We start from the raw sequence: 20105 nt of genomic DNA, 5'->3' as shown, positions 1-20105 counted from the left end.
AATCCACGGCATGATTTCCGTGCCCGAAACCCTTCCCGATGATCCGGTTTTGCTGAAACAGCTTCTGCTGTCGCTGCATGAACAGGTGTCTGCGAAAGATAAGGAGATGCGGGCTAAGGACGGGCAGATCGAGCACCTGCGCGAACAAAACGCGCTGCTGATTCAGCGCCTGTTCGGCCGTAAATCCGAGCAGACCGCCGATCCTGACTCGCCGCAGTTGGAGATCTTCAACGAAGCCGAAAGCCTCACCGAAGCCGCGCCCGAAGCTGCTGCCGAAGAGATTGAGGAAGAAGTCGTCGCGCCGACCAAGCGTCGTGGCAAGCGCAAGCCACTGCCAGCCGAGTTGCCGTGCGTCGAAGTCATCCACGAGCTGCCCGAGCACGAGCTGACCTGCGAATGCGGTTGCCGCAAGCAGGTGATCGGTGAAGAGACCAGCGAGCAGCTGGAAATCATCCCGATGCAGGTGCGGGTGATCAAACACATCCGCAAGACCTACGCCTGCAAGGGCTGTGAGGCCGCCCCGGAGACTGCTGACAAGTCGGCGCAACTGATCGAAAAAAGCCTGGCCAGCCCCAGCGTGCTGGCGATGTTGCTGAGCACCAAGTATGTCGACGGCATCCCGCTGTATCGCTTCGAAAAGATGCTCAGCCGCCACGGCATCGACATCCCACGGCAAACCCTGGCGCGCTGGGTGATCCAGAGCGCTGCGCACCTGCAACCCTTGCTCAACCTGATGCGCGACAAACTGCTGGACTACCCGCTGCTGCACTGCGACGAAACCCGTGTGCAGGTGCTCAAAGAGCCGGGGCGTGAGCCGAGCAGCCAATCCTGGATGTGGGTGAAAACCGGCGGCCCGCCGGACAAACCGGTGATCCTCTTCGACTACACAACCAGCCGTGCGCAGGAGATACCCCTGCGCCTGCTCGCCGGTTATCGCGGTTATTTAATGACCGACGACTACGCCGGTTATAACGCTGTGGCCGCACAGGCGGGCGTCGAGCGCCTGGCCTGCTGGGCGCATGCGCGGCGTAAATTTATCGAAGCACAGAAGGTGCAGCCCAAGGGCAAAACCGGGCGTTCCGACGTGGCACTGAACCTGATCAACAAGCTGTACAGCATCGAACGCGACCTCAAGGAAGCCAGCGCCGAGCAACGCCATCAGGGCCGTCAGCAACACAGCCTGCCGATCCTGACCCAGTTGCAAACCTGGCTGGAGAAAACCCAGCCCCAGATCACTGCGCAGAACGCCCTGGGCAAAGCGCTGAATTACCTGGCCAGCAACTGGAGCCGACTGGTGCGCTACGTCGAAGGCGGGCACCTGCCGATCGATAACAACGCCGCCGAACGCGCCATCCGCCCCTTCGTCATCGGCCGCAATTATCCGCAGTCGGAAATTATGCTCAGTTCGCCCGTACTCGGTTTCGTGATCGCATAGTCCGCCTGCTTTACGGGTCTCCTGGCGCGTTTCGGACACGCCATAATTTTCGGTGGTTTCCTGTAGGGCCCGTCCCTCTACAGGAGCCCATCATGTCTGCGGATCAATACCTGGCGAGACTTTCTTGCCGCGACGAGCTCAACGACAGCCCGCTCAGCGCCACCGCCGTTCCTTACGTCGAAGCCCTACTTGTCCAGCGCTACGCTAAGCGCACAATCGGCCTCTATTTGCATGCTCTGCAGCAATTTCCCCTTCCAGTGCCCACCGGTGAGGCGATTGCCTTGGCTGTCACCGTGGCGACAAAGAAGTGTCCCCAGTTGCAGCAACGCAAGGTGTCACCACATACGCTACGGCACTATCTACCCTTCCTGACTATGTCTTGTCCTGTTGTCAGCTCCTGATTTATCAAGTACTTGCGGCAACCTAGAGAAAGATAATCTGGACTCCTCTCAGCAACCCCCGTCATTCGGGGAGAGGAGTCGATCATGACCTACTTCATCCATGAGCAAGTCGTTCTATTGCGGCCGCCTGAAGGGCCGGTGGCGGCACACCTTGTGTCATTTGCGAACTTCGTGGGCGAACAGGGGTACCGCGCCTTTTCGCTGAGGCGGCACGTCCGGATCGCTGCGGGTTTTAGTCGATGGCTAGGGCAACGCGGAATCCAGGTGCAAAGCATCTGCAGTGCGCACGCCGTCGAGTATTTACGTGATCGCGCCCGGCATCTGCGCCCTGGTCGCGGTGATACGGCGGCGCTGCAACACCTCATTACCTTTCTGCGTGGTGAAGGCGTGATTCCCAAGGAGAAGGTCGAGCCCGCCCGACTGACCGCAGTTGAGCACTGTGTCCAGGACTATGCGCAGTATCTGTGTGAAGCACGTGGTTTGGCCACAGCAACGATCATCAACTACGTGCCGTTCGTTCGGGATTTTCTCAAGCACCAGTTTGGCGAGGGCCCCGCCACTCTCCCGCGCCTGGGGGCCGGCGATGTGGTGGGATTTGTGCAGCACCGAGTGCCACGTCTGCATCTGAAGCGGGCAAAGCTCATGACCACCGCACTGCGCTCCTTTCTGCGCTATGCGCGTTATCGTGGCGACATTACCCTGGACCTGGCCGCCGCCGTGCCGGTCGTGGCCAACTGGTCGATGACGTCGATTCCGCGCGCGATTGGAGCAGACCAAGTCCGTCAGTTGCTGGACAGCATCGATCGGGATCAGCCGACAGGGCGCCGTGACTATGCGATCTTGCTGTTGCTCGCACGAATGGGCTTGCGTTCGGGTGAAGTAGCATTTCTCGAACTCGATGACATTGACTGGAACGCGGGACAGATGCATGTGGGCGGCAAAGGTGGCCAGCGATACGAGCTTCCCTTGCCGGTCGAGGTCGGCGAAGCGATTGCTGTCTACCTGCAGTTTGGGCGCCCGCGTAGCGCCAGCCGTCGCGTATTTTTACGAGCCAGAGCGCCGAGCCGCGGTTTCCAGGGCGCGAGCGGTGTGTGCTCCCTGGTCCGGCATTCGCTTGAGCGCGCCGGCATCAATACCCCTACGAGGGGAGCGCACCAGTTTCGCCACGGCTTGGCCTCCGAGATGTTGCGCCAAGGTGCCTCGCTGGGCGAGATCGGTGAGTTGCTGGGTCATCGCCATCCACAGACCACCACGATCTACACCAAGGTCGACATCACGGCATTGCGGACACTGGCGCTGCCGTGGCCGGGGGGTGTGTGATGAACACGCTGCGACAGGCACTTCAAGAGTATCTGAGCCTGCGGCGCGGCTTGGGATTCAAGCTGCGCGAGGCAGGCAAGGCGCTGCATGACTTCGTCACGTTCATGGAGCAGCGCCGCGCCGACTATGTAACGCATGAGTTGGCGCTCGCCTGGGCACAACAACCTTCAAACGTCCAATCGACGCACTGGGCGCAGCGACTGTGTTTCGTACGCGGATTTGCTCGCCATCGCAGTGCGACGGACCCACGCACGCAGATCCCGCCGCCGGGCTTGTTGCCGTTTCAACCCAAGCGAGCGCGCCCCTACCTGTACTCGGATGAGGAAATTCGGCGCTTGCTGGGCGCGGCGCTCAAGATGCCGTGCCGCTATGAACGCGGTGCGCTGCGCCCGTGGACCTACCATGGCCTTTTCGGGTTACTGAGCGTCTCGGGCCTGCGCCTGGGCGAAGCGCGCAACCTCCAGCTTCAGGACGTGGATCTCGAGGCGGCGGTGTTGACGATTCACGGTACCAAGCTCGGCAAGTCTCGACTCGTCCCTTTGCATGGCTCCACCTGCAAAGTACTTGCCGACTACATCGCGCGACGTAACCGTCATTGGTCAGGACGGCCGGTGTCCCCCTACCTGTTCGTATCCAGCTCGGGCAATCGTTTGGACGGCGGAGATATTCACCGAACTTTCTACGCCTTGTCGCGGCAGATTGGATTACGCGGGGTATCGGACAGTCACGGACCACGCCTGCACGACATGAGGCACGCATTCGCGACAAATACCCTCGTGCGCTGGTACAAATGTGACCAAGATCCGCAGCGTCAGCTTCCGATCTTGTCCGCCTACCTCGGCCATGTCCACGTCGAGGATACGCAGTGGTATTTGAGCAGCTCTCCGGAACTGATGCGCGAGGCGATGCGCCGGCTCGAGCGGCGCTGGGAGGATCGGCCATGACCACCTCTGCCAACTTTGCTGCGCTGTTGGAGCGTTTCTTTACCCAGCGCCTGATGCAGCAAGCGAGTCCGCACACGATCAGCTCCTATCGCGATACCTTTCGTCAATTTCTGAAGTTCGTTCAGCAACGGCTGCACAAGCCGCCGTCACGGCTGAGCTTGGAGGAGATCGATGCCCCATTGATCGTGGCGTTTCTCGATGACTTGGAGAAGTGCAGAGGGGTGAGCATTCGCAGCCGTAATCTGCGCCTCACCGCGATCCACTCCTTCTTTCGTTACGTGGCATTTGAGGCACCCGAGCACTCCGCGCAGATCCAGCGCGTGCTCGCCATCCCCAGCAAGCGCTTCACGCGCAACTTGCTCCCCTTTCTCGCACGTGCCGAAGTTGATGCCTTGCTGGCGGCGCCGGATCAGCACACGTGGTCTGGCCGGCGCGATCACGCCTTTTTGCTGGTAGCGGTGCAGACGGGGCTACGTTTGTCTGAAATGACCGGGCTCAAACGCGACGACCTCATCCTTGGAGCCGGCGCTCACGTGCGCGTGGTTGGCAAGGGGCGCAAGGAACGCTGTACGCCCCTCGCCAAGTCCACGCTCACCGTATTGAAAGCCTGGCTGCGCGAGCCACAACGCGGAGACGGCGATGTGCTCTTTCCCAGTGCCAAGGGCGAGCGTCTCAGCGTCCACGGCGTGCAGTACTTGCTGAACAAGCATCGCTTGACGGCCTCGCAGGCGTGCCCTTCGTTGAAGCAGAAGCGAGTAACTGTTCACCGCTTAAGGCACACGATGGCCATGGACCTGCTTCAAGCGGGCGTTGATCGTTCTGTGATTGCATTGTGGCTCGGACACGAATCGGTGCAGACCACGCAGATCTATCTTGATGCGAACCTCGAGATGAAGGAGCAGGCCCTTGCCAAGACAGCTCCACCGCACGGCACGCCCGGGCGCTACAAACCGGGAGACCAGCTCCTGAACTTCTTGAATAGTCTGTAGGGCAGACAAAAACTATGTCGGGTGATTTGTAAGGCATCCCGCGATTTGTCGAACGATCGTGAAAGCTCATCCGGGTCACTCGACATAGTCAGGAAGGGTAGATAGTGGCGCCTATGTCTTCAGCGACATAGACGCCATACGACGGCCATGCACCTGCTGCAGGCCGGAGTGGACATCACCGTCATCGCTCTATGGTTGGGCCACGAAAGCCCGGTCACCACCCACGGTTATGTCGAAGCCGACCTAACCATGAAGGAACATGCGCTTGCCACCATTGGCCCACCTGAAACCAAGTGCACGCGCTATCGTCCGACTGACGCCCTGCTGAAGTTTCTGGAAAGCCTCTGAAATTATGCAAAGTCGGCAGTGGTTGGCAGTCAGGCGCGCCGCCACCACTGCTGCATACCCGACATAATTTCCGACTGTGGATAATTCTTACCCACCGCGATCGGCCGGATGATGTTGTCGGGTAGTCAGACGCGGTTACCCGCGTCCAACCCCCTAAGAACCGTGCATGCGAGTTTCCCAGCACACGGCTCAAGCCTCTGCTAAGGCGCCATTGGGCACCCGGTTATACATCGTCGACATTGGCAAATTGCACATCCCTTGGGCAACGTAGGTGGTAGATCTCAAGATTAGCGGCCGCATCCGTCCCACCATGACTCAGCTTCACACCATGGCGGCTGTGCCATGGTGTGTCTTTGGTGACCGGTTTAAGGCATACGCAGCAGCGGCCACCTTGCTGTAGCCACACCCGGTATAGCTTGGCCCGACCCTTTGGGGAGATAAGCATTCTTTTGCCCCATCGGGATTCGAAGTACTCATCCCATGCAGGGTCGTGAGGGTTGGCAGCGGCCTTGATCTTGATATGTCGCACAATTGGCGTGTCCGAGGCGTCCACTAACGTGTACTGACGCTTCCGACCATCGGCGGATTTTTCAGCACATGAGAACACCCATCGACGCGCCCCTTGTACTTTGAAATACCGATCCTTCACCCATCGTCGCGTCTTGCGAGGGTGGCGACGTACCGCCCATCGCCAGAGCATTTCCCACACTGCGCTGTCCACCTGGTTGAAGACCTTCTTGGCGACGACATGACTGTGATAGTTCGCCCAGCCCCGTAGAACCGGGTTGAGCAAACCTATCAAATTTGTCTGCCGTGTCGTTCTGTTCGCCTTGATCGACTCTCGTAGCTTGGCAAGGTGAGCACTGATGTTCGCCTTTGACGGTTTGATCAGTAGCTTGCCGTTGTACTTGCGCACGTTCCAGCCGAGAAAGTCGAACCCGTTCCCTATATGCGTGATTTTGGTCTTTTCCTGAGAGAGCACGAGACCGCGCTCCGCCAGAAATTCAACCACGGCAGGGCGAACTTCATTTTCGAGCCACTCTTTGGAGTACCCAGTGATGATGAAATCGTCCGCATACCGTACCAATCGCAGCTTCTTACCTGTCCATTTGGCGGTAGGGAACCTCTTCGCCAGCATCGTTTCCAGCCCGTCCAGCGTCATGTTGGCCAACACCGGGGAAATTACTCCGCGTACGATCTTGCATACTTTGCTCCCCCGCTTGTGAATCCGGCGAGCCCTCGCCGGCATTGAACCCCGGATCCGGGTCGACCCGAAAGACGACGATGATTTCTTCTTTGTGGATCTCTATGCGTTTTACCAGCGCGCGGATGATCTCCCGTTTCGTGGCGAAGTCGATCGTGCTCAATCGGCCATTGACGGCGGCGGCAAATTCTTCGAGACGATTGATCACGAGAAACAGCTCGAATTGTCCTGCCTCATGGCGCCGGGACTCTTCGATCTGATGATCAATCTGTTCGAGCTTGATCTTCAGCTGCCGAATCTTCGGATCGAAGTCCGCTTTATCGATCACCCCTTCCGCATAGCTGTCAATGAGCCGTGACTTGCCTTTCTCCAGATGGAGCTTCTGTCTCTCCAGCGCCGCCGTATCGGCACTCTCCCTTTCGGTCTGTTCGAGAACGTCCAGGCGGCGTTGGTACTCGGTCTTCAGTCGGTCAGGATGGGCCAGCAGCGCGACGACTTGCTGCCACACGAGTTCGTCGAGCCGCTCGGTCCGCACCTGCTGATTGTCGCAGAGGCGTGCGCCGCCGAAGCGGTAGGCGTCGGTTCCAATGCAACGATAATAGGCATAGTGCTGGCGGCCCTTGCCCGCCGCTTTACTGACCTTTTTGCCGTAATAGGCGTAATGACACTGGCCGCAGACTGTCAGGCCCTGCAGTAGGTAGACGGCACCGTGGTGGCGTTGCCGCGCCGACTTGCGATTCTCGTCGAGTTGCTCCTGAACGGCCAGAAACAACGCCTCGTTGATGATCGCCGGCACCGGGATTTCGATCCAGCCGCTCGGTTCGGTGCGCACTGCGGAATAGCCTTTCTTGGGCGTGTCGGCGCTGTGGCGCGGTGCACGCACGCGGGGCAAGGGATCGCGCGCCTGCGTCTTGCCAAAGGCCGCTCGGCCCATATAGGCCGGATTCTGCAGCATCCCCCACACGACGCTGCGGTCCCAGTGCGGTTTGCCCGATGCAGTCGGGACGCACGCCTCGGCAAGACGCCGCACCACTTCACCGATGCTCAGACGCTCGACGCCAATCCAGGCAAAGATCTGTCTCACCGTCGCCGCTTGTGACAGGTCGATCACATACTGCGCCGGCGTGCCATCGGCTTGCTTGCGGATGTAGCGATAGCCATAGGGCGCCGTCGAGAGCACATTGACACTGCCGCGCTTCGCGCCATGAAGCTTGCCGCGACGATTGCGCTCCATGATCTTGGCGCGCTCGTATTCAGCGATCATGCCCTGCATCTGCAGCAACAGCGCCTCTTCCGGGGTCGCGCCGATGGCGTGATTGAGGAACACGACCTCGACGCCGCACGCCGATAGTTCCTCGATGAGGAGAACCTGGTGCGCGTACTTTCGCGATAGGCGGTCCGGTGACAGCACGTAGAGACGCTCGATCAAGCCGAGTGCCGCGCGATCCCTCAGCCGTTCTAATTGCGGGCGAATCAGCGTGGCGCCACTGACACCCGCATCGATAAAGCGCATGTCCTCGGCGATTTGCTCGCCATCGGCCGCAATGCGCTCCTTCAACGCGGCAATCTGGCTTTCGATCGTGCCGCTTTTGGCTTGTTGATCCGAAGACACGCGGGCATACAGCGCCACCATCCGGGTATCGCTCATCGCCCACCCCGCTTCGCGTTCGTGCGTTTTGTCGCTGCAGGCTGGGATCTCGATGGCGCCGACGTGGTACGCGCGCCCGTCGGCTTCAGCTGCTCATAGACCCGCTCCAACTGCTCGGCGGAGAATCGATTCGGCTCGAAAGCCAGGCGAACGCGCCAGTTGCGCGGCTGTCGGGTCATGGCTGAGGCTCCCCGTCGGTGGAGGTGACGACATCGATGACGAGGGTAATCCCGACATCCGGACATCCCGCAAACCCGGGGCCCAGGCAATCCCGGCTAATGCGCAAGCCCCATTTTACTCGAGAGTTTGCTCTATTGTTTCCGCTGTTATGATGCCTCCTTGCGGTGTTCCGGCGTGGCTGGAGAACAGCTTGCTTTGGTAGACATAACCGGCCTTGAGCCATTTCCGTAAAATCGCCTTGTCCGTAGGGATGTTGGCGATCAACCAGTCATGGCTGATATTGTCGAAACAGCCTTCAATGTCGCCCTCTAACACCCACTCCGCATTTGCTCTTCGTGACAGCACACCAAAGCACTGCGCTGCGGCATCCGCTGTTGAGCGTTCCGGCCTGAACCCGTAAGAGTTCGGATCGGCGGTGGTCTCCGCGATGGGTTCCAGAGCCAGCAAATGCAGCGCCTGCATGGCCCGGCATTTCATGGCGGGTATCCCGAGAGGTCTCGTCTTACCGTTTTTCTTCGGAATAAGGACTCTCCGAAGCGGAAGCGGCGAGTAGCCTCGCCTCTTCAACGACGTAATCGCACCGATCTTGGCCCTGGGCGTATTCCAAGTAACCTTGTCGACCCCAGGAGTGTTTTTGCCTTTGTTTTCAGACACTCGTTTCACGGCCAATGCCTTGCCACTGAACGAGTGAGTCAGCAGCCATTGCAGGGCTTTCACCTTGTTATGTCTGCCGTCCTGTACAGCCTTCACAATACGCGCTTGCAGCCCTCTGACACGACGTTGCACGGCGATCCAATCGATGCCGTCCCACGACGTGCCGGAAGGTGCACACGCCAATGCTGCTGCGTTCATTTGCTCTCCCTCCGTTGAAAGGGTTCTACACACTCTCTTGTGATGAGAGACCATGAGGACGTCAGCCCGCTTTCGCGTAAGGTGATGTTTCAACCTCTATCCAGCCCGTTACAGGCTGGCGTTCGCTTTTTCCTCGTTCCTTCGCCCGCACCGCCATGGGCAGTTTTTGCAAACTGCTTTCCCAATGGGAGCGATACGGGATTTCCACGTTCCGCTTACTGAAGTACGTCGGGTTAGGTGCCTGCTATCGACCGGGAGGCATGTGGGTCACGAACGCGTAGTCGAAAGACGCTATTCCCACCTCCATTACCGTTTTGGTTCGAGCGTATAAGCCATTTCCGCTCGCTCAACTTAACGATCGTTGCGCAGATTCACATGCGTTCACCATACCGACTATCTAGCCCTTGTCCGGCTATGGCTGCCAGAAGGGTACGCCTCTCACGATTGGTACCCCGCACCTTGCGGTGCCTCGTTCCATTGTCGAAGGCGCTCTTGATTCAGCCTTCTAGATTCACCCGGTGACACGGGTGGTTCCCGCGGTGGGGAACAACTTCATTAAGCGACTTCGTGTCGCACCTCGACCGGATTATTATCGATCGGCAGGTTGGCGCTACGTGCGTAGCGCGACAGCTCAGTCCAGCGCTTCAGGCTGTAGTCCATTTTATTGGCGAGGGCACTGCCGTTGGCCACGCCTTGTCGCGTCAGTTGGAGCCAGTCGTGCATGGCCTGCAGTTTGGGCAGGGCCTCTCGCTCGCGCAGTAGGTGCCGTGCGGCACCGTCGAGGTCGCGGCCGCGCGCTTCGATGGCATAGAGTTCGGCGATGCGCCGCAAGGCCTCGGCGGCCACCGGGTTTTGGTTGGCCGCGTGCAGGTCGAAAAACTTGCGTCGGGCATGAGCCATGCAAGCGACCTCATGGACGCCCAAGGCGAACAACGCCTTGTAGCCGGCAAAGCCGTCCACCACCAGGTGCCCTTTCCAGTCGCCCAAAAAGTCGCGCGCATGCTCACCGCTGCGTCCGGCTTGATAGTCGAACACGGCGATGCGCGGCCCTTTGTCCAGGTCGTTGCTGCGGTAGGCCCAGAGATAAGCACATTTGGTTTTGCCCTTGCCGGGATCAAGTTGCTGCACGGGCGTTTCATCGGCGTGCAGCACGGGTCGTCGTCGCAATAATTCGCGCAGCCGATCCGCCAAGGGTTGCAAGGCCACGCCGTAGCGCCCGACCCACTCGGCCAGGGTTGAGCGGGCCAGGGTGACACCGTCACGGGCGGCGATCTGTTCGAGGCGGTAGAGCGGCAGGTGATCGAGGAACTTACCGATCAGCACCCAGGTAATCAGGCCTGGGGCAGCCATGCCGCCGTCGATCACTGCTGGTGGAATCGGCGCGGCAGTGATGCTTTCGCACGGGCGGCAGGCGTATTGCGGACGAATGTGGCGGTGCACGAAGAACTTGGCAGGCGTAACGTCGAGCTGCTCGCTGACGTCTTCGCCGATCTTGACCAGTTCGCCGCCGCACTGGCCGCAGGTGCAGGTGGCGGGCTCGTGACGGTGTTCGATGCGCGGCAGATGCTCCGGCAAGGGCTGGCGACCGGCACGCTGGCGCTGGCTGCGCAGCTCCGGCACCTGCTGCTCGACTTCGGCCTCGATGGCGGCGCAGTCGGCGTCAGCCGTCTCGCGGAACAGATCCCGCTGCTCCGGCGACAGAGCCTCGTTTTTGACGCCGAAACGAATGCGCTTGTACTGCGCCAGCTCGAAGGTCAGCGCCTGGATTTTCAGGGCATCGAGCTTGGCTTGGGCGCGTAGCTTTTCGGCCTCGGCGTGCAGCGGCAAGACGGCTGCTGCGACGCCTTTCTGCTGGGCAGGATCGAGGTTAAGGGCGGCGAGTTCGACGGTTAAAGGCATGCACGAATTTTACCTTAGAGGCGCCTGAAAGACCCGTAAATACTGGCCCTAAGGTGTTATTTGTCACACCTTCCAATGCTCCATTGGCAGCGCATCGAGGCGCTGCCAATCGACGCCGGTGATGAGCCATTGCCACTGCGCCTGAGTCAAGGTGAACAGCCTGTCGCCGGCGCCGGGCCAGCGGAAATGGCCTTGATGCAGACGCCTCTGGCTCAGCCACACACCGGTGCCGTCCCACTGCAACAGCTTGAGCCGCGAGCCGCGCCGATTACGAAAAGCATAGGCCGTACCGTCGCGAGGTTGACGTCCGAGCGCCTGCTGAACGTGCGCCGAAAGCCCGTCGATCCCCAGGCGCATATCGACCGGCTCGACCACCAGCCAAACCTGTGCGGGCGTCAGCATCAGACCATCCCCCGCAGCAACCCGGCCAGCCAGACCGCATCGACGCCTGCCGGCAACGTCATCTGCCAGCCGCTGGCATGCTGCAACAGCAACTCCCCGCTAACGGATGGCCCCTGCACCGCCAGCGGCACCAGAGTCAGCGGACTGGGCCTGCTTGCTGCGCCTGATCCAGTAGGCCAGCGCCTTGGGTTTGAGTTCATGCTGATGGCAGTAGGCGACCTGCGTCAGCCCGCTGTCCCGCCAGGCCTGAACATGCCGAGCCCAGGACTCGCGCCGCGCGTGCATCGTTTCCATGTGAATCCCCTGCTGAAAAATGCAGAGGATGCGGGCCGGGGGTGTTCGAGCAAAAGGTGGGCGGGCTGGACGCTTACGGTCGAGCATCCGTTCCGTGTGATCAAGCGCCAGTTCGGCTACACCAAGGTGCGCTTTCGCGGTTTGGTGAAAAACACAGCCCAGCAGGTCACGCTGTTTGCGCTGTCGAACCTGTGGATGGTGCGCAAACAGTTAATGATTGCAGGAGAGGTGCGCCCCTAATGCGGGGAATGAACCCTGCGAAGCGCCCGGTCGGTTATTTCTGTGGGATGTGGGAATACGTCGTCATCAGACTTCCGGCAAAAAGGCAGGCTCTAACCTGGACGTGTGACAGGTAAGGAACGTGGTAAGCCCGTATTGCTGCCCTTGTGGCAGGTGAACCGTAAGGTGAGCTGTTGGCGGTGCGGGTATGGGATCGCAGAGAAAGCGAATGCCGGGCTGTAATGGTTCGGATAGGGGTTGGAACATTACTCCACGGGAAACCAGGCAGACTTCTGCGTGGTCGTTGAACACATGAGCGAAGATGAGGTTGGGCCTGAAAGGGTGCAGGTCAGCGCGTAAGAGCATGGGTTTCCCATGTCCGCGGCCTGAGTCCGTATAGCGGAAACTGACCAGCTCAGAGCGGATTGTGAAGATCCATCTGTACCCAGAAGCAATCAAGGCAGATAGATCGGCTCTTGATCGGGCTTACAACGGCTTGAGCCGTATGCGATGAAAGTCGCACGTACGGTTCTTAGGGGCCCTAGGCCAGCAATGGCCTGGGGGCTACCCGACTAGCGGGACAATCGAGTAGGCTGGTTACTTTTGTACAACTTTCAAGCCAGGGTTTGGCGAGCGGTAGACAGCTCCATGATTAGCAATTCTATTCCAAAAAATGTAAAAAACGTTCAATACCCCCAATCGGTTCAACAATCAGTATACGTGCTAGCTGTTCCACACTCACAATAATAATAGAGACAATTACCATGAATATTTCATCCGAAGCAGATTTCCTGCGCGCGCTCTACCAGTCCTGGACCGACCGTATGGCGGCCAATCCTAATCTGACAATTGCTGACTTACGCAGTCTGTTTGACGAATGGCACCAACCTACCTTGGAACCCGAGGGCGTGACCTACAAATCAGATGTTGTCGCTGGAGTCGAGTCCATCTGGGCGTTGCCGGCAGGAGCCGACTCCTCGAAAGTAATATTGTACACCCATGGGGGCGGCTTCGCGGTGGGTTCAGCCGCTAGCCACCGCAAGCTTGCAGGACATCTTGCAAAGCAATTGGGTGTCACAGCGGTCATCATCGACTACCGTCGGGCGCCCGAGTATCCCTTCCCCGCACAACTGGAGGATGCGACTGCGGTGTACCGCGAGCTTCTCGCTCGCGGCTTCAAGGCACAAAACATTACGACAAGCGGTGACTCGGCTGGCGGCAACCTAGCCATCGCAACAGTGCTCAAATTGCGTGACGACGGCATTGCCTTGCCGGGTTCCGTCATCGCGCTCTCCCCGTGGCTCGACATGGAGCATATTGGCAAGACCCTTGAGGCCAACCACGCAACTGATGCGCTGGTGAGTAAAGCTCTTCTGCAGGGTATGTCGGGCATGTTCCTCGGCGAGACTGTGTCTCGTACCAATCCGCTTACTAATCCACTTAAGGCCGACTACCGGGGCTTTCCGCGCCTGTATGTCGCCGTCGGGTCGCTAGAGACGCTGCTCGATAACGCCACTGACCTGGCACAGATATCCAAGGCCGCCGGCGGGGACGTGACCCTTTCTGTGGTGGACGGCATGCAGCACGTATTCCCGATCTTGGCTGGGCGTGCCCGCGAGGCCGATGCCGAACTCAGCCGTATCGCTAAGTGGTTCAAGTCCGCGTGACGGGATAGCCGCTTGCTGTTCCCGGATTTGACTGCCCGGGGTTTCATCATTCCAACCAATTAATGCGGGCCCACGCTTCCGCAAGGCGGAGCTTTGGCCGTAATAAGGAGACACGCTGTGATAACAACAAAAAATTTCGACGCCATCGTCGTTGGCGCAGGTTTTGGCGGCCTGTATATGCTGAAAAAACTGCGCGACGAGCTGGGCCTCAAGGTCCGCGTCTTCGACAAGGCTGGTGGTGTGGGCGGCACGTGGTACTGGAACCGCTATCCGGGCGCCCTCTCAGACACCGAAACCTGCGTTTACTGCTACTCGTGGGATAAAGAGCTATTGCAGGAGATGGAAATCACCACGCGATACATCACCCAGCCGCAAGTTCTCAAGTACCTCGAAACGGTGGCGGATCGCCACGAACTGCGCCCGGATATCCAATTCAATACAGGGATCACGCAAGCGCATTTCAACGAAGCTACAAACCTCTGGGAGATAGGCACCGACACCGGCGAGTCGTACACCGCCAAGTTTATCGTGACTGCACTTGGCCTTCTCTCTGCCACCAATATTCCAAAAATCAAGGGCCTCGAGACCTTCCAGGGAGAGTGTTACCACACGGGTAACTGGCCCCAGGATGTTCAGTTCGAGGGAAAACGTGTGGGCGTGATCGGTACAGGATCCACAGGTACCCAGGTGATCACCGCCATTGCGCCACAGGTCGAGCATCTCACAGTGTTCCAGCGTTCGCCGCAATACAGCGTACCGGTCGGTAACGGCCCGGTCAGCCAGGAATATGTCGACAACATCAAGAAGAACTACGAAAAAATCTGGGAGCAGGTAAAGAACTCTGTGGTCGCCTTCGGCTTCGAGGAAAGTACCGTGCCGGCGATGAGTCTTTCTGATGAGGCGCGCCAGGCAGTATTCCAGAAAGCCTGGGAAAACGGTGGCGGCTTCCGTTTCATGTTCGAGACGTTCTGCGACATCGCCACGGACGAACAGGCCAACAAGGCCGCGCAGGATTTCATCCGCGCCAAGATCGCCGAAATCGTCAAGGATCCGGAAACCGCCCGCAAGCTTACTCCGCACGATCTTTATGCCAAGCGCCCACTGTGCGACAGCGGTTACTACGCAACATTCAATCGGCCAAACGTGAGTCTGGTCGATGTCAAGGCCAATCCGATCACGGAGATAAACCCCACCGGCGTGAAAACCGCAGATAGGGTCGAACACGAGTTGGACATGCTCATCTTCGCCACTGGCTTCGACGCGGTGGACGGCAACTACACTAAGATCGACATCCGAGGCCGTAAAGGCCTGACCATCCAGGACCACTGGAAGGCCGGCCCGACCAGCTACCTAGGTGTTGCGAACGTGAATTACCCCAACATGTTCATGGTACTAGGCCCCAACGGCCCCTTCACCAACTTGCCGCCTTCAATCGAGACCCAGGTCGAGTGGATCAGCGACCTGATTCAGGAAACCAATGCCAAGAACCTCAAGACGGTAGAGCCTACGCCCGAGGCCGAGGCCTGCTGGACCAAGACCTGCCAGGACATAGCGAACATGACGCTTTTCCCGAAAGCAGAGTCATGGATTTTCGGCGCCAATATCCCAGGCAAAACCAACACCGTGTACTTCTACCTGGCCGGACTCGGTGCCTATCGGCAGCAGCTCACCGAAGTCCGAAATCAAGGTTATCAAGGCTTCCAGTTTCAGTAAAAAATCACTTGAAAACTAAGGGGGGGCAACATGAATCGCGTACAAGACAAAGTTATTATCGTTACCGGCGGCGCAATGGGCATGGGGCAATCGCACAGCGAACTGCTCGCTTCGCACGGTGCATGGGTGTTTGTGGCAGACATGAATGTGGAATTGGGCCAGACCACGGTGGCTGGTATCCGCAAGAGCGGCGGCAAGGCCGACTTCCTGAAACTGGATGTAACAAACGAGGCTGACTGGCATGCAGCGGTGGGTCAGGTTATCGAACGTGCAGGTCGCATCGACGTGCTGATCAACAACGCCGGTATCCTTATTCTGAAGCCTGTGCAAGACACGACCAATGAGGACTGGGACCGCACCTTCGATGTTAACGCGCGTAGTGTCTTCATTGGCACGCGGACGGTCATTCCATTCATGAAGAAAGCAGGCAAAGGCAATATCGTTAACGTATCGTCCATCTATGGTTTGGTCGGCGCCCCCGGTGCCAGCGCCTATCAAGCATCGAAGGGAGCTGTACGCATGTTTACCAAGTCGTGCGCGGTGGATCTGGCCCCCTTCAACATCCGTGTCAACTCGGTGCATCCAGGCGTAATTGAGACACAAATGACGCGGGATCTGCTGGCTGACTCCGTCATCCGCCCGGCCCTGCTCGGACCAACCCTGCTCAAGCGTCCGGCTCAGCCAATCGAAGTGTCACAGGCAGTGCTCTTCCTCGCGTCGGACGAGTCGTCCTTCGTGCATGGCGCAGAGCTGGTGGTCGATGGCGGCTACACCGCCAACTGACCGTTCACAACCCTGAGAACCTGAGGACTTCCGGCAGCATGCCTGTCGGCAGCCAACCATCGGGACAGTCGGAAACCGCATTCTGCTTCGGACAACTGCTGGGCGCTGCGGGAAAATTAAAAATAAAAAATAATTAGGCATCAAGGGGAAGAAAAATGATGAAGCTGATGAAGCTGGGGCTCGGAAGAAAGGTTCGGAATTTTACACTTGTCACAACTGCTGTCCAGTGTCTGATGTCGGGGACCATCGCGTATGGGGTGGACTTGCAGCCGCATGACTTCGTGCCCGCGCCGGCGGGAACGCAGATCGGCCTATTGTATTATCTTGGCAGCACTTCAGATACCTATATCGATGGCCATGGCCATGAAGTGGATGACTCGAGCCTCGACACGAATGTGGGCCTGCTTCGCTACGTTTACTATTTCGACATTGCCGGAATGCGTGCCGATGTGAACGTGTTGCAACCCTTCGGAAGCCTGAACAATATGCGAGTCGGGGGTAGCGACATCGACACCAAAGACTTCTCCATCGGGGATGTTACGCTGGTCGGTACGCTCTGGCCGCTGAACGATCCCGAACATGAACGCTACTTTGCCATTGCCACCTATCTCACCCTGCCGACTGGCAACTATTCTGCCTCCGAACCGGGCTTGGGTTCCAACCGATGGTCTCTCTCCATTCAGCCAGCTTACCTGTTCAAGATCGCCCCTCAATGGTCGGTCGATCTTGCGGGGGACGTTACTTTCTATGGTGACAACAACGATGGCCCTGGCGGGGCGGATCTGGAAAAGGATCCAAGCTTTACCATGCTTGGCTGGCTCAACTATGAGGCGAGTGCCAAGACAATGTTCTCGCTGGGATTCACGACAACCCGGGGCGGGGAGGAGTCGGTCAAAGGCGTCGATGGCTCGGATGTGAAATCAACCACGATCCGGGCGGCCTGGTCTCAAATGCTCAGCCCAACAACGCAGTTTTTGATGGAGATCGGGCATGATGTGGATGCAGAGAATACGTTCAAGCGCGATGCAACACTGACCTTCCGACTTGCAAAGTTCTTCTGAATGGTGCGGGGCGCGTGGGCCGAACCATTCGAAATGGCTCCATGAACTCCGGATCCTTGATTCAGGCCGTTTGTTTTTTTATCCGCGTGATGCTTCAGGGTAGCGCCCAAGGCTGGCCTGAGGCATCGCGCCTTAGGGTATGGCGCAGTCAGGGCACTGTGAAGCATTGCGTATTTTCATGCATTTTAGCGGGCTGCTGGTGTACCGCTTCCTGAAGACGACTGAGCTTGCATAATCAGAAAGGCCAATGCGCCAGCACGGCCGGAGCGGTTGATCGGCGTTTTTCAAGGTAGTTGTCGGTGTGCCATGAAGGCAGAGCATCTGGAGGATGCCTGCCATGCTGTATCTGTGATGAGGGCGGGCCCCTCGGATTCGCCGATCAGGCGGTGATTCCAAACCACCCTGGGCTGCATACGTAAAGAGCGTGTGTGGTGAGCGCCACGGGAAAAGGCTGACCAAGAGTCAGTCAGGTATGAGTGATTGAGACGAACGTAAGTGAACCATCGAAGAAGTGTCGATAATTGCAGACGATATCGAAACCAGAGACTCGACAACGCTCTGGGACAAGTCAGACGGGCGCCCGGGTTCTGGTCTGGCGGTATCCGGCATAGAGGTGGCGTGACGATCATTCAGGCACATGTACGGAACATGGAAATCTGTCATTGCGATGCCAAGGGAGCGATTCAACCAGAGAGGCGTTATCTCTCCGGTACTTGCGAATTGGACGCTGGATGGCCTGGAAGATGTCGTCCATGCAAGCGTGGCTTCGACAGAGCGCAAGCGTAAGCCATTCAAGATACACGTCGTACGATATGCCGATGACTTCATCATCACAGGGGCCACGAAAGCTGTTTTGCAACATCAGGTTCGTCCTGCAATTGAGGCGTTCCTGAAAGAGCGAGGTTTGGAACTCTCTGATGAAAAGACTCAGATAACGCATATCTCGCAAGGCTTCGATTTTCTGGGCCAGAACGTACGCAAGTACACCGGCAAGCTACTCATCACTCCGGCTCGCAAGAGTGTGAAACCACAGACCATCCGTAGTGACAACGGCCCGGAGTACATCAGCAGTAAGCTTGTTCTGTGGGCGGAAAAGCGCGGCGTTCGCCTGGAGTACATCCAGCCAGGAAATCCACAGCAGAACGCCTACGTCGAGCGCTACAATCGCACGGTGCGTTACGACTGGCTGGGGCATTATTTGTTCGAGTCGATCACCGAGGTGCAGGAACATGCAACTCGCTGGATGTGGACATACAATCACGAACGGCCAAACATGGCCCAGGGAGGTATCACCCCCAAACAGAAGTTGGCCCGCGCGGCCTGACCTCTACTTTTGGCGAGTGCTAAAAATGGGGGGATTACCTGCCGAAGGAACTCAAGAAACTCTTTGGCCCGGTGTCGTTGGGTAATGCGACCGATGACCTGGCCCGTCAGGATGTCGAAGGCGGCATACAAACTGGCCGTACCGCGACGCTTGTAGTCATGCGTCCTGCGTTCGATCTGACCCGGCTTGAGCGGCAGCATGGCTGGGTGCGATCCAGCGCCTGGATCTGGGTTTTCTCGTCCACGGACAGCACCATCGCATTGTCAGGCGGGTTCAGGTATAGCCCAACCACATCGACCACTTTGTCAGCAAAGTGTGGGTCGTTGCTGATCTTGAAGGTTTTCAGCCGGTGGGGCTTGAGGTCGGCAGCGGCCCATACCTGGGCGACTTGCCAGACGGTAACGCCGACGTATTTGGCCATCAGGCGCAGGCTCCAGTGAGTCGCCTCACGCGGTACACGCTGGGTCGTCAGGGTGAGGATTTCCTTAATCTTCGCCTCGTCGAGCTTGCGTGGATGTCCGCTACGCGGGAGATCGCTCAGCCCATCGAGGCCCGCTTCCTGATAACGCTTGCGCCATTTGAATACGACTGGCGACGAAATTTCCAACCGATCACTGACCTGCTTGGGCGTGAGGCCGCTAGCCAGCAACAACAGAATCCGGGCGCGTTGGCCAATGTTTTGAGGCAGAGATCCCATGCACAACCAGCTTTGCAGCGTCTCAACATCAGTGGGTTTTAAACAAAAAGAAGCCGCTGGTCGAGCCATACTACATACGCCGAAAAAGGAGGAATGCACAGTATATTTGTTATCCCTCTATAGGTAAACGAACTTTACGGACAGCCCACTAGCCGCGCACTAATAGCATCCAACGATCGGCGCTGAACCATCCTCCCCGAGCCCCCTTAGATCTTCGTCGTGATAGAGCGGCTGAAACTTCGCCACCAGCTCAGCCACAGCAAAGCCATACATTTTCAGCATAACTTCAATAGAAAATATGCTTTTCTATGCGGGCGGGTAACTTGCTAACGTAAGGCCGAAAGCAGCACCCAGAATTCCCCTGGAGAGCACTATGGTCAGATCCACACCCGCCATGACACTGGTTGACGCCGTCACCTCCAGGTTCTCGGTCAGGGGGTTCCTTCCCGAGCCCGTGCCCCGGGATATTCTTGAGCAGGTGTTCGAGCTTGCCCAGCAGTCTCCATCGAACTGCAATACCCAGCCATGGAAAGCATTCGTCGCTTCCGGAGAGTTGAAAGAGCGCCTTCGCCAGAAATTCTTGGACCGCCAGCAACAAGGTATTCCCGGCACTCCCGACTTTGGATACAACTCCGGCTTTGCAGGCGAATATCGCAAACGCCAGGTCGATTGTGCCGTCGCGCTCTACAACGAGATGGGCATCGCCCGGGATGACAAGGACGGCC

The 20105-nt window shown here is 58.3% G+C and carries 12 protein-coding genes and 8 pseudogenes; 13 read left to right on the top strand and 7 right to left on the bottom strand.

What is annotated here, in order from left to right; translation table 11 throughout:
• Positions 1-10: 10 nt before the first annotated feature.
• From tnpC (ACX3YD_RS32095) to ACX3YD_RS32070, 6 genes and pseudogenes are all read left to right on the top strand, one after another.
• A pseudogene (gene tnpC, locus ACX3YD_RS32095) lies at positions 11-1375 on the top strand (IS66 family transposase); the annotation flags it as partial.
• Between the two features lie 152 nt (positions 1376-1527).
• Positions 1528-1836 (top strand): hypothetical protein, encoded by a 309-nt coding sequence (locus tag ACX3YD_RS32090; protein WP_319298813.1) that lies wholly within the window; start codon positions 1528-1530, stop codon positions 1834-1836.
• An 84-nt stretch (positions 1837-1920) separates the two neighbouring features.
• On the top strand, positions 1921-3156 hold the full coding sequence (locus ACX3YD_RS32085; protein ID WP_319298812.1) for a site-specific integrase: 1236 nt from the start codon (positions 1921-1923) through the stop codon (positions 3154-3156).
• The gene (locus ACX3YD_RS32080; RefSeq protein ID WP_319298810.1) at positions 3156-4100 is read left to right on the top strand and encodes a tyrosine-type recombinase/integrase; all 945 of its coding nucleotides are present in this window, start codon (positions 3156-3158) and stop codon (positions 4098-4100) included. Before ACX3YD_RS32085 ends, ACX3YD_RS32080 begins: the two co-directional genes overlap by 1 nt.
• On the top strand, positions 4097-5089 hold the full coding sequence (locus tag ACX3YD_RS32075) for a site-specific integrase (protein WP_319298809.1): 993 nt from the start codon (positions 4097-4099) through the stop codon (positions 5087-5089). The genes ACX3YD_RS32080 and ACX3YD_RS32075 overlap by 4 nt, the downstream gene beginning before the upstream one ends.
• Before the next feature lie 144 nt (positions 5090-5233).
• A pseudogene (locus tag ACX3YD_RS32070) lies at positions 5234-5437 on the top strand (hypothetical protein); the annotation flags it as partial.
• Positions 5438-5660: 223 nt separating this feature from the next.
• Here ACX3YD_RS32070 and ACX3YD_RS32065 read toward each other — a convergent pair.
• From ACX3YD_RS32065 to tnpA, 6 genes and pseudogenes are all read right to left on the bottom strand, one after another.
• Entirely contained in the window at positions 5661-6599 is a 939-nt protein-coding gene (locus tag ACX3YD_RS32065) for a group II intron maturase-specific domain-containing protein (RefSeq protein WP_319298808.1), read from the bottom strand.
• A complete protein-coding gene (locus tag ACX3YD_RS32060) occupies positions 6535-8289 on the bottom strand; it encodes a recombinase family protein (protein WP_319298807.1) in 1755 nt (584 codons plus the stop codon). The genes ACX3YD_RS32065 and ACX3YD_RS32060 overlap by 65 nt, the downstream gene beginning before the upstream one ends.
• 297 nt (positions 8290-8586) lie before the next feature.
• Positions 8587-9321, bottom strand: a pseudogene (locus ACX3YD_RS32055) (reverse transcriptase N-terminal domain-containing protein); the annotation flags it as partial.
• 576 nt (positions 9322-9897) lie between these two features.
• A pseudogene (gene tnpC, locus ACX3YD_RS32050) lies at positions 9898-11220 on the bottom strand (IS66 family transposase); the annotation flags it as partial.
• A gap of 63 nt (positions 11221-11283) precedes the next feature.
• A complete protein-coding gene (gene tnpB, locus ACX3YD_RS32045; protein WP_319298805.1) occupies positions 11284-11622 on the bottom strand; it encodes an IS66 family insertion sequence element accessory protein TnpB in 339 nt (112 codons plus the stop codon).
• 99 nt (positions 11623-11721) lie between these two features.
• Positions 11722-11916 (bottom strand): IS66 family insertion sequence element accessory protein TnpA, encoded by a 195-nt coding sequence (tnpA, locus tag ACX3YD_RS32040; protein WP_458962121.1) that lies wholly within the window; start codon positions 11914-11916, stop codon positions 11722-11724.
• 78 nt (positions 11917-11994) lie between these two features.
• On the opposite strand from tnpA, the pseudogene ACX3YD_RS32035 reads away from it, so the two are divergent.
• The 6 genes and pseudogenes from ACX3YD_RS32035 to ACX3YD_RS32010 form a co-directional block, all read left to right on the top strand.
• Positions 11995-12156, top strand: a pseudogene (locus ACX3YD_RS32035) (transposase); the annotation flags it as partial.
• Between the two features lie 743 nt (positions 12157-12899).
• The gene (locus tag ACX3YD_RS32030; RefSeq protein WP_319298803.1) at positions 12900-13802 is read left to right on the top strand and encodes an alpha/beta hydrolase; all 903 of its coding nucleotides are present in this window, start codon (positions 12900-12902) and stop codon (positions 13800-13802) included.
• 117 nt (positions 13803-13919) lie between these two features.
• Positions 13920-15515 carry a flavin-containing monooxygenase gene (locus ACX3YD_RS32025; protein ID WP_458962120.1) on the top strand — a complete coding sequence of 532 codons (1596 nt, stop codon included), beginning with the start codon at positions 13920-13922 and terminating at the stop codon, positions 15513-15515.
• A 30-nt stretch (positions 15516-15545) separates the two neighbouring features.
• Positions 15546-16298: a glucose 1-dehydrogenase gene (locus tag ACX3YD_RS32020; RefSeq protein WP_057006140.1), complete on the top strand. Its 753-nt coding sequence runs from the start codon at positions 15546-15548 to the stop codon at positions 16296-16298.
• Between the two features lie 155 nt (positions 16299-16453).
• Positions 16454-17359, top strand: a complete 906-nt coding sequence (locus tag ACX3YD_RS32015; protein ID WP_319298043.1) for a transporter — start codon at positions 16454-16456, stop codon at positions 17357-17359.
• Positions 17360-18047: 688 nt separating this feature from the next.
• A pseudogene (locus ACX3YD_RS32010) lies at positions 18048-18683 on the top strand (transposase); the annotation flags it as partial.
• A 35-nt stretch (positions 18684-18718) separates the two neighbouring features.
• Here ACX3YD_RS32010 and ACX3YD_RS32005 read toward each other — a convergent pair.
• Positions 18719-19449 (bottom strand): annotated as a pseudogene (locus ACX3YD_RS32005) (IS630 family transposase); the annotation flags it as partial.
• A gap of 304 nt (positions 19450-19753) precedes the next feature.
• Here ACX3YD_RS32005 and ACX3YD_RS32000 point away from each other — a divergent pair.
• Positions 19754-19933 (top strand): annotated as a pseudogene (locus tag ACX3YD_RS32000) (nitroreductase family protein); the annotation flags it as partial.
• Positions 19934-20105: the final 172 nt, after the last annotated feature.

Source organism: Pseudomonas fluorescens group sp. PF-1, from assembly GCF_054481335.1.
The sequence above is the reverse complement of the archived record's forward strand: the minus strand, read 5'-3'. Positions and strand labels throughout refer to the sequence as shown.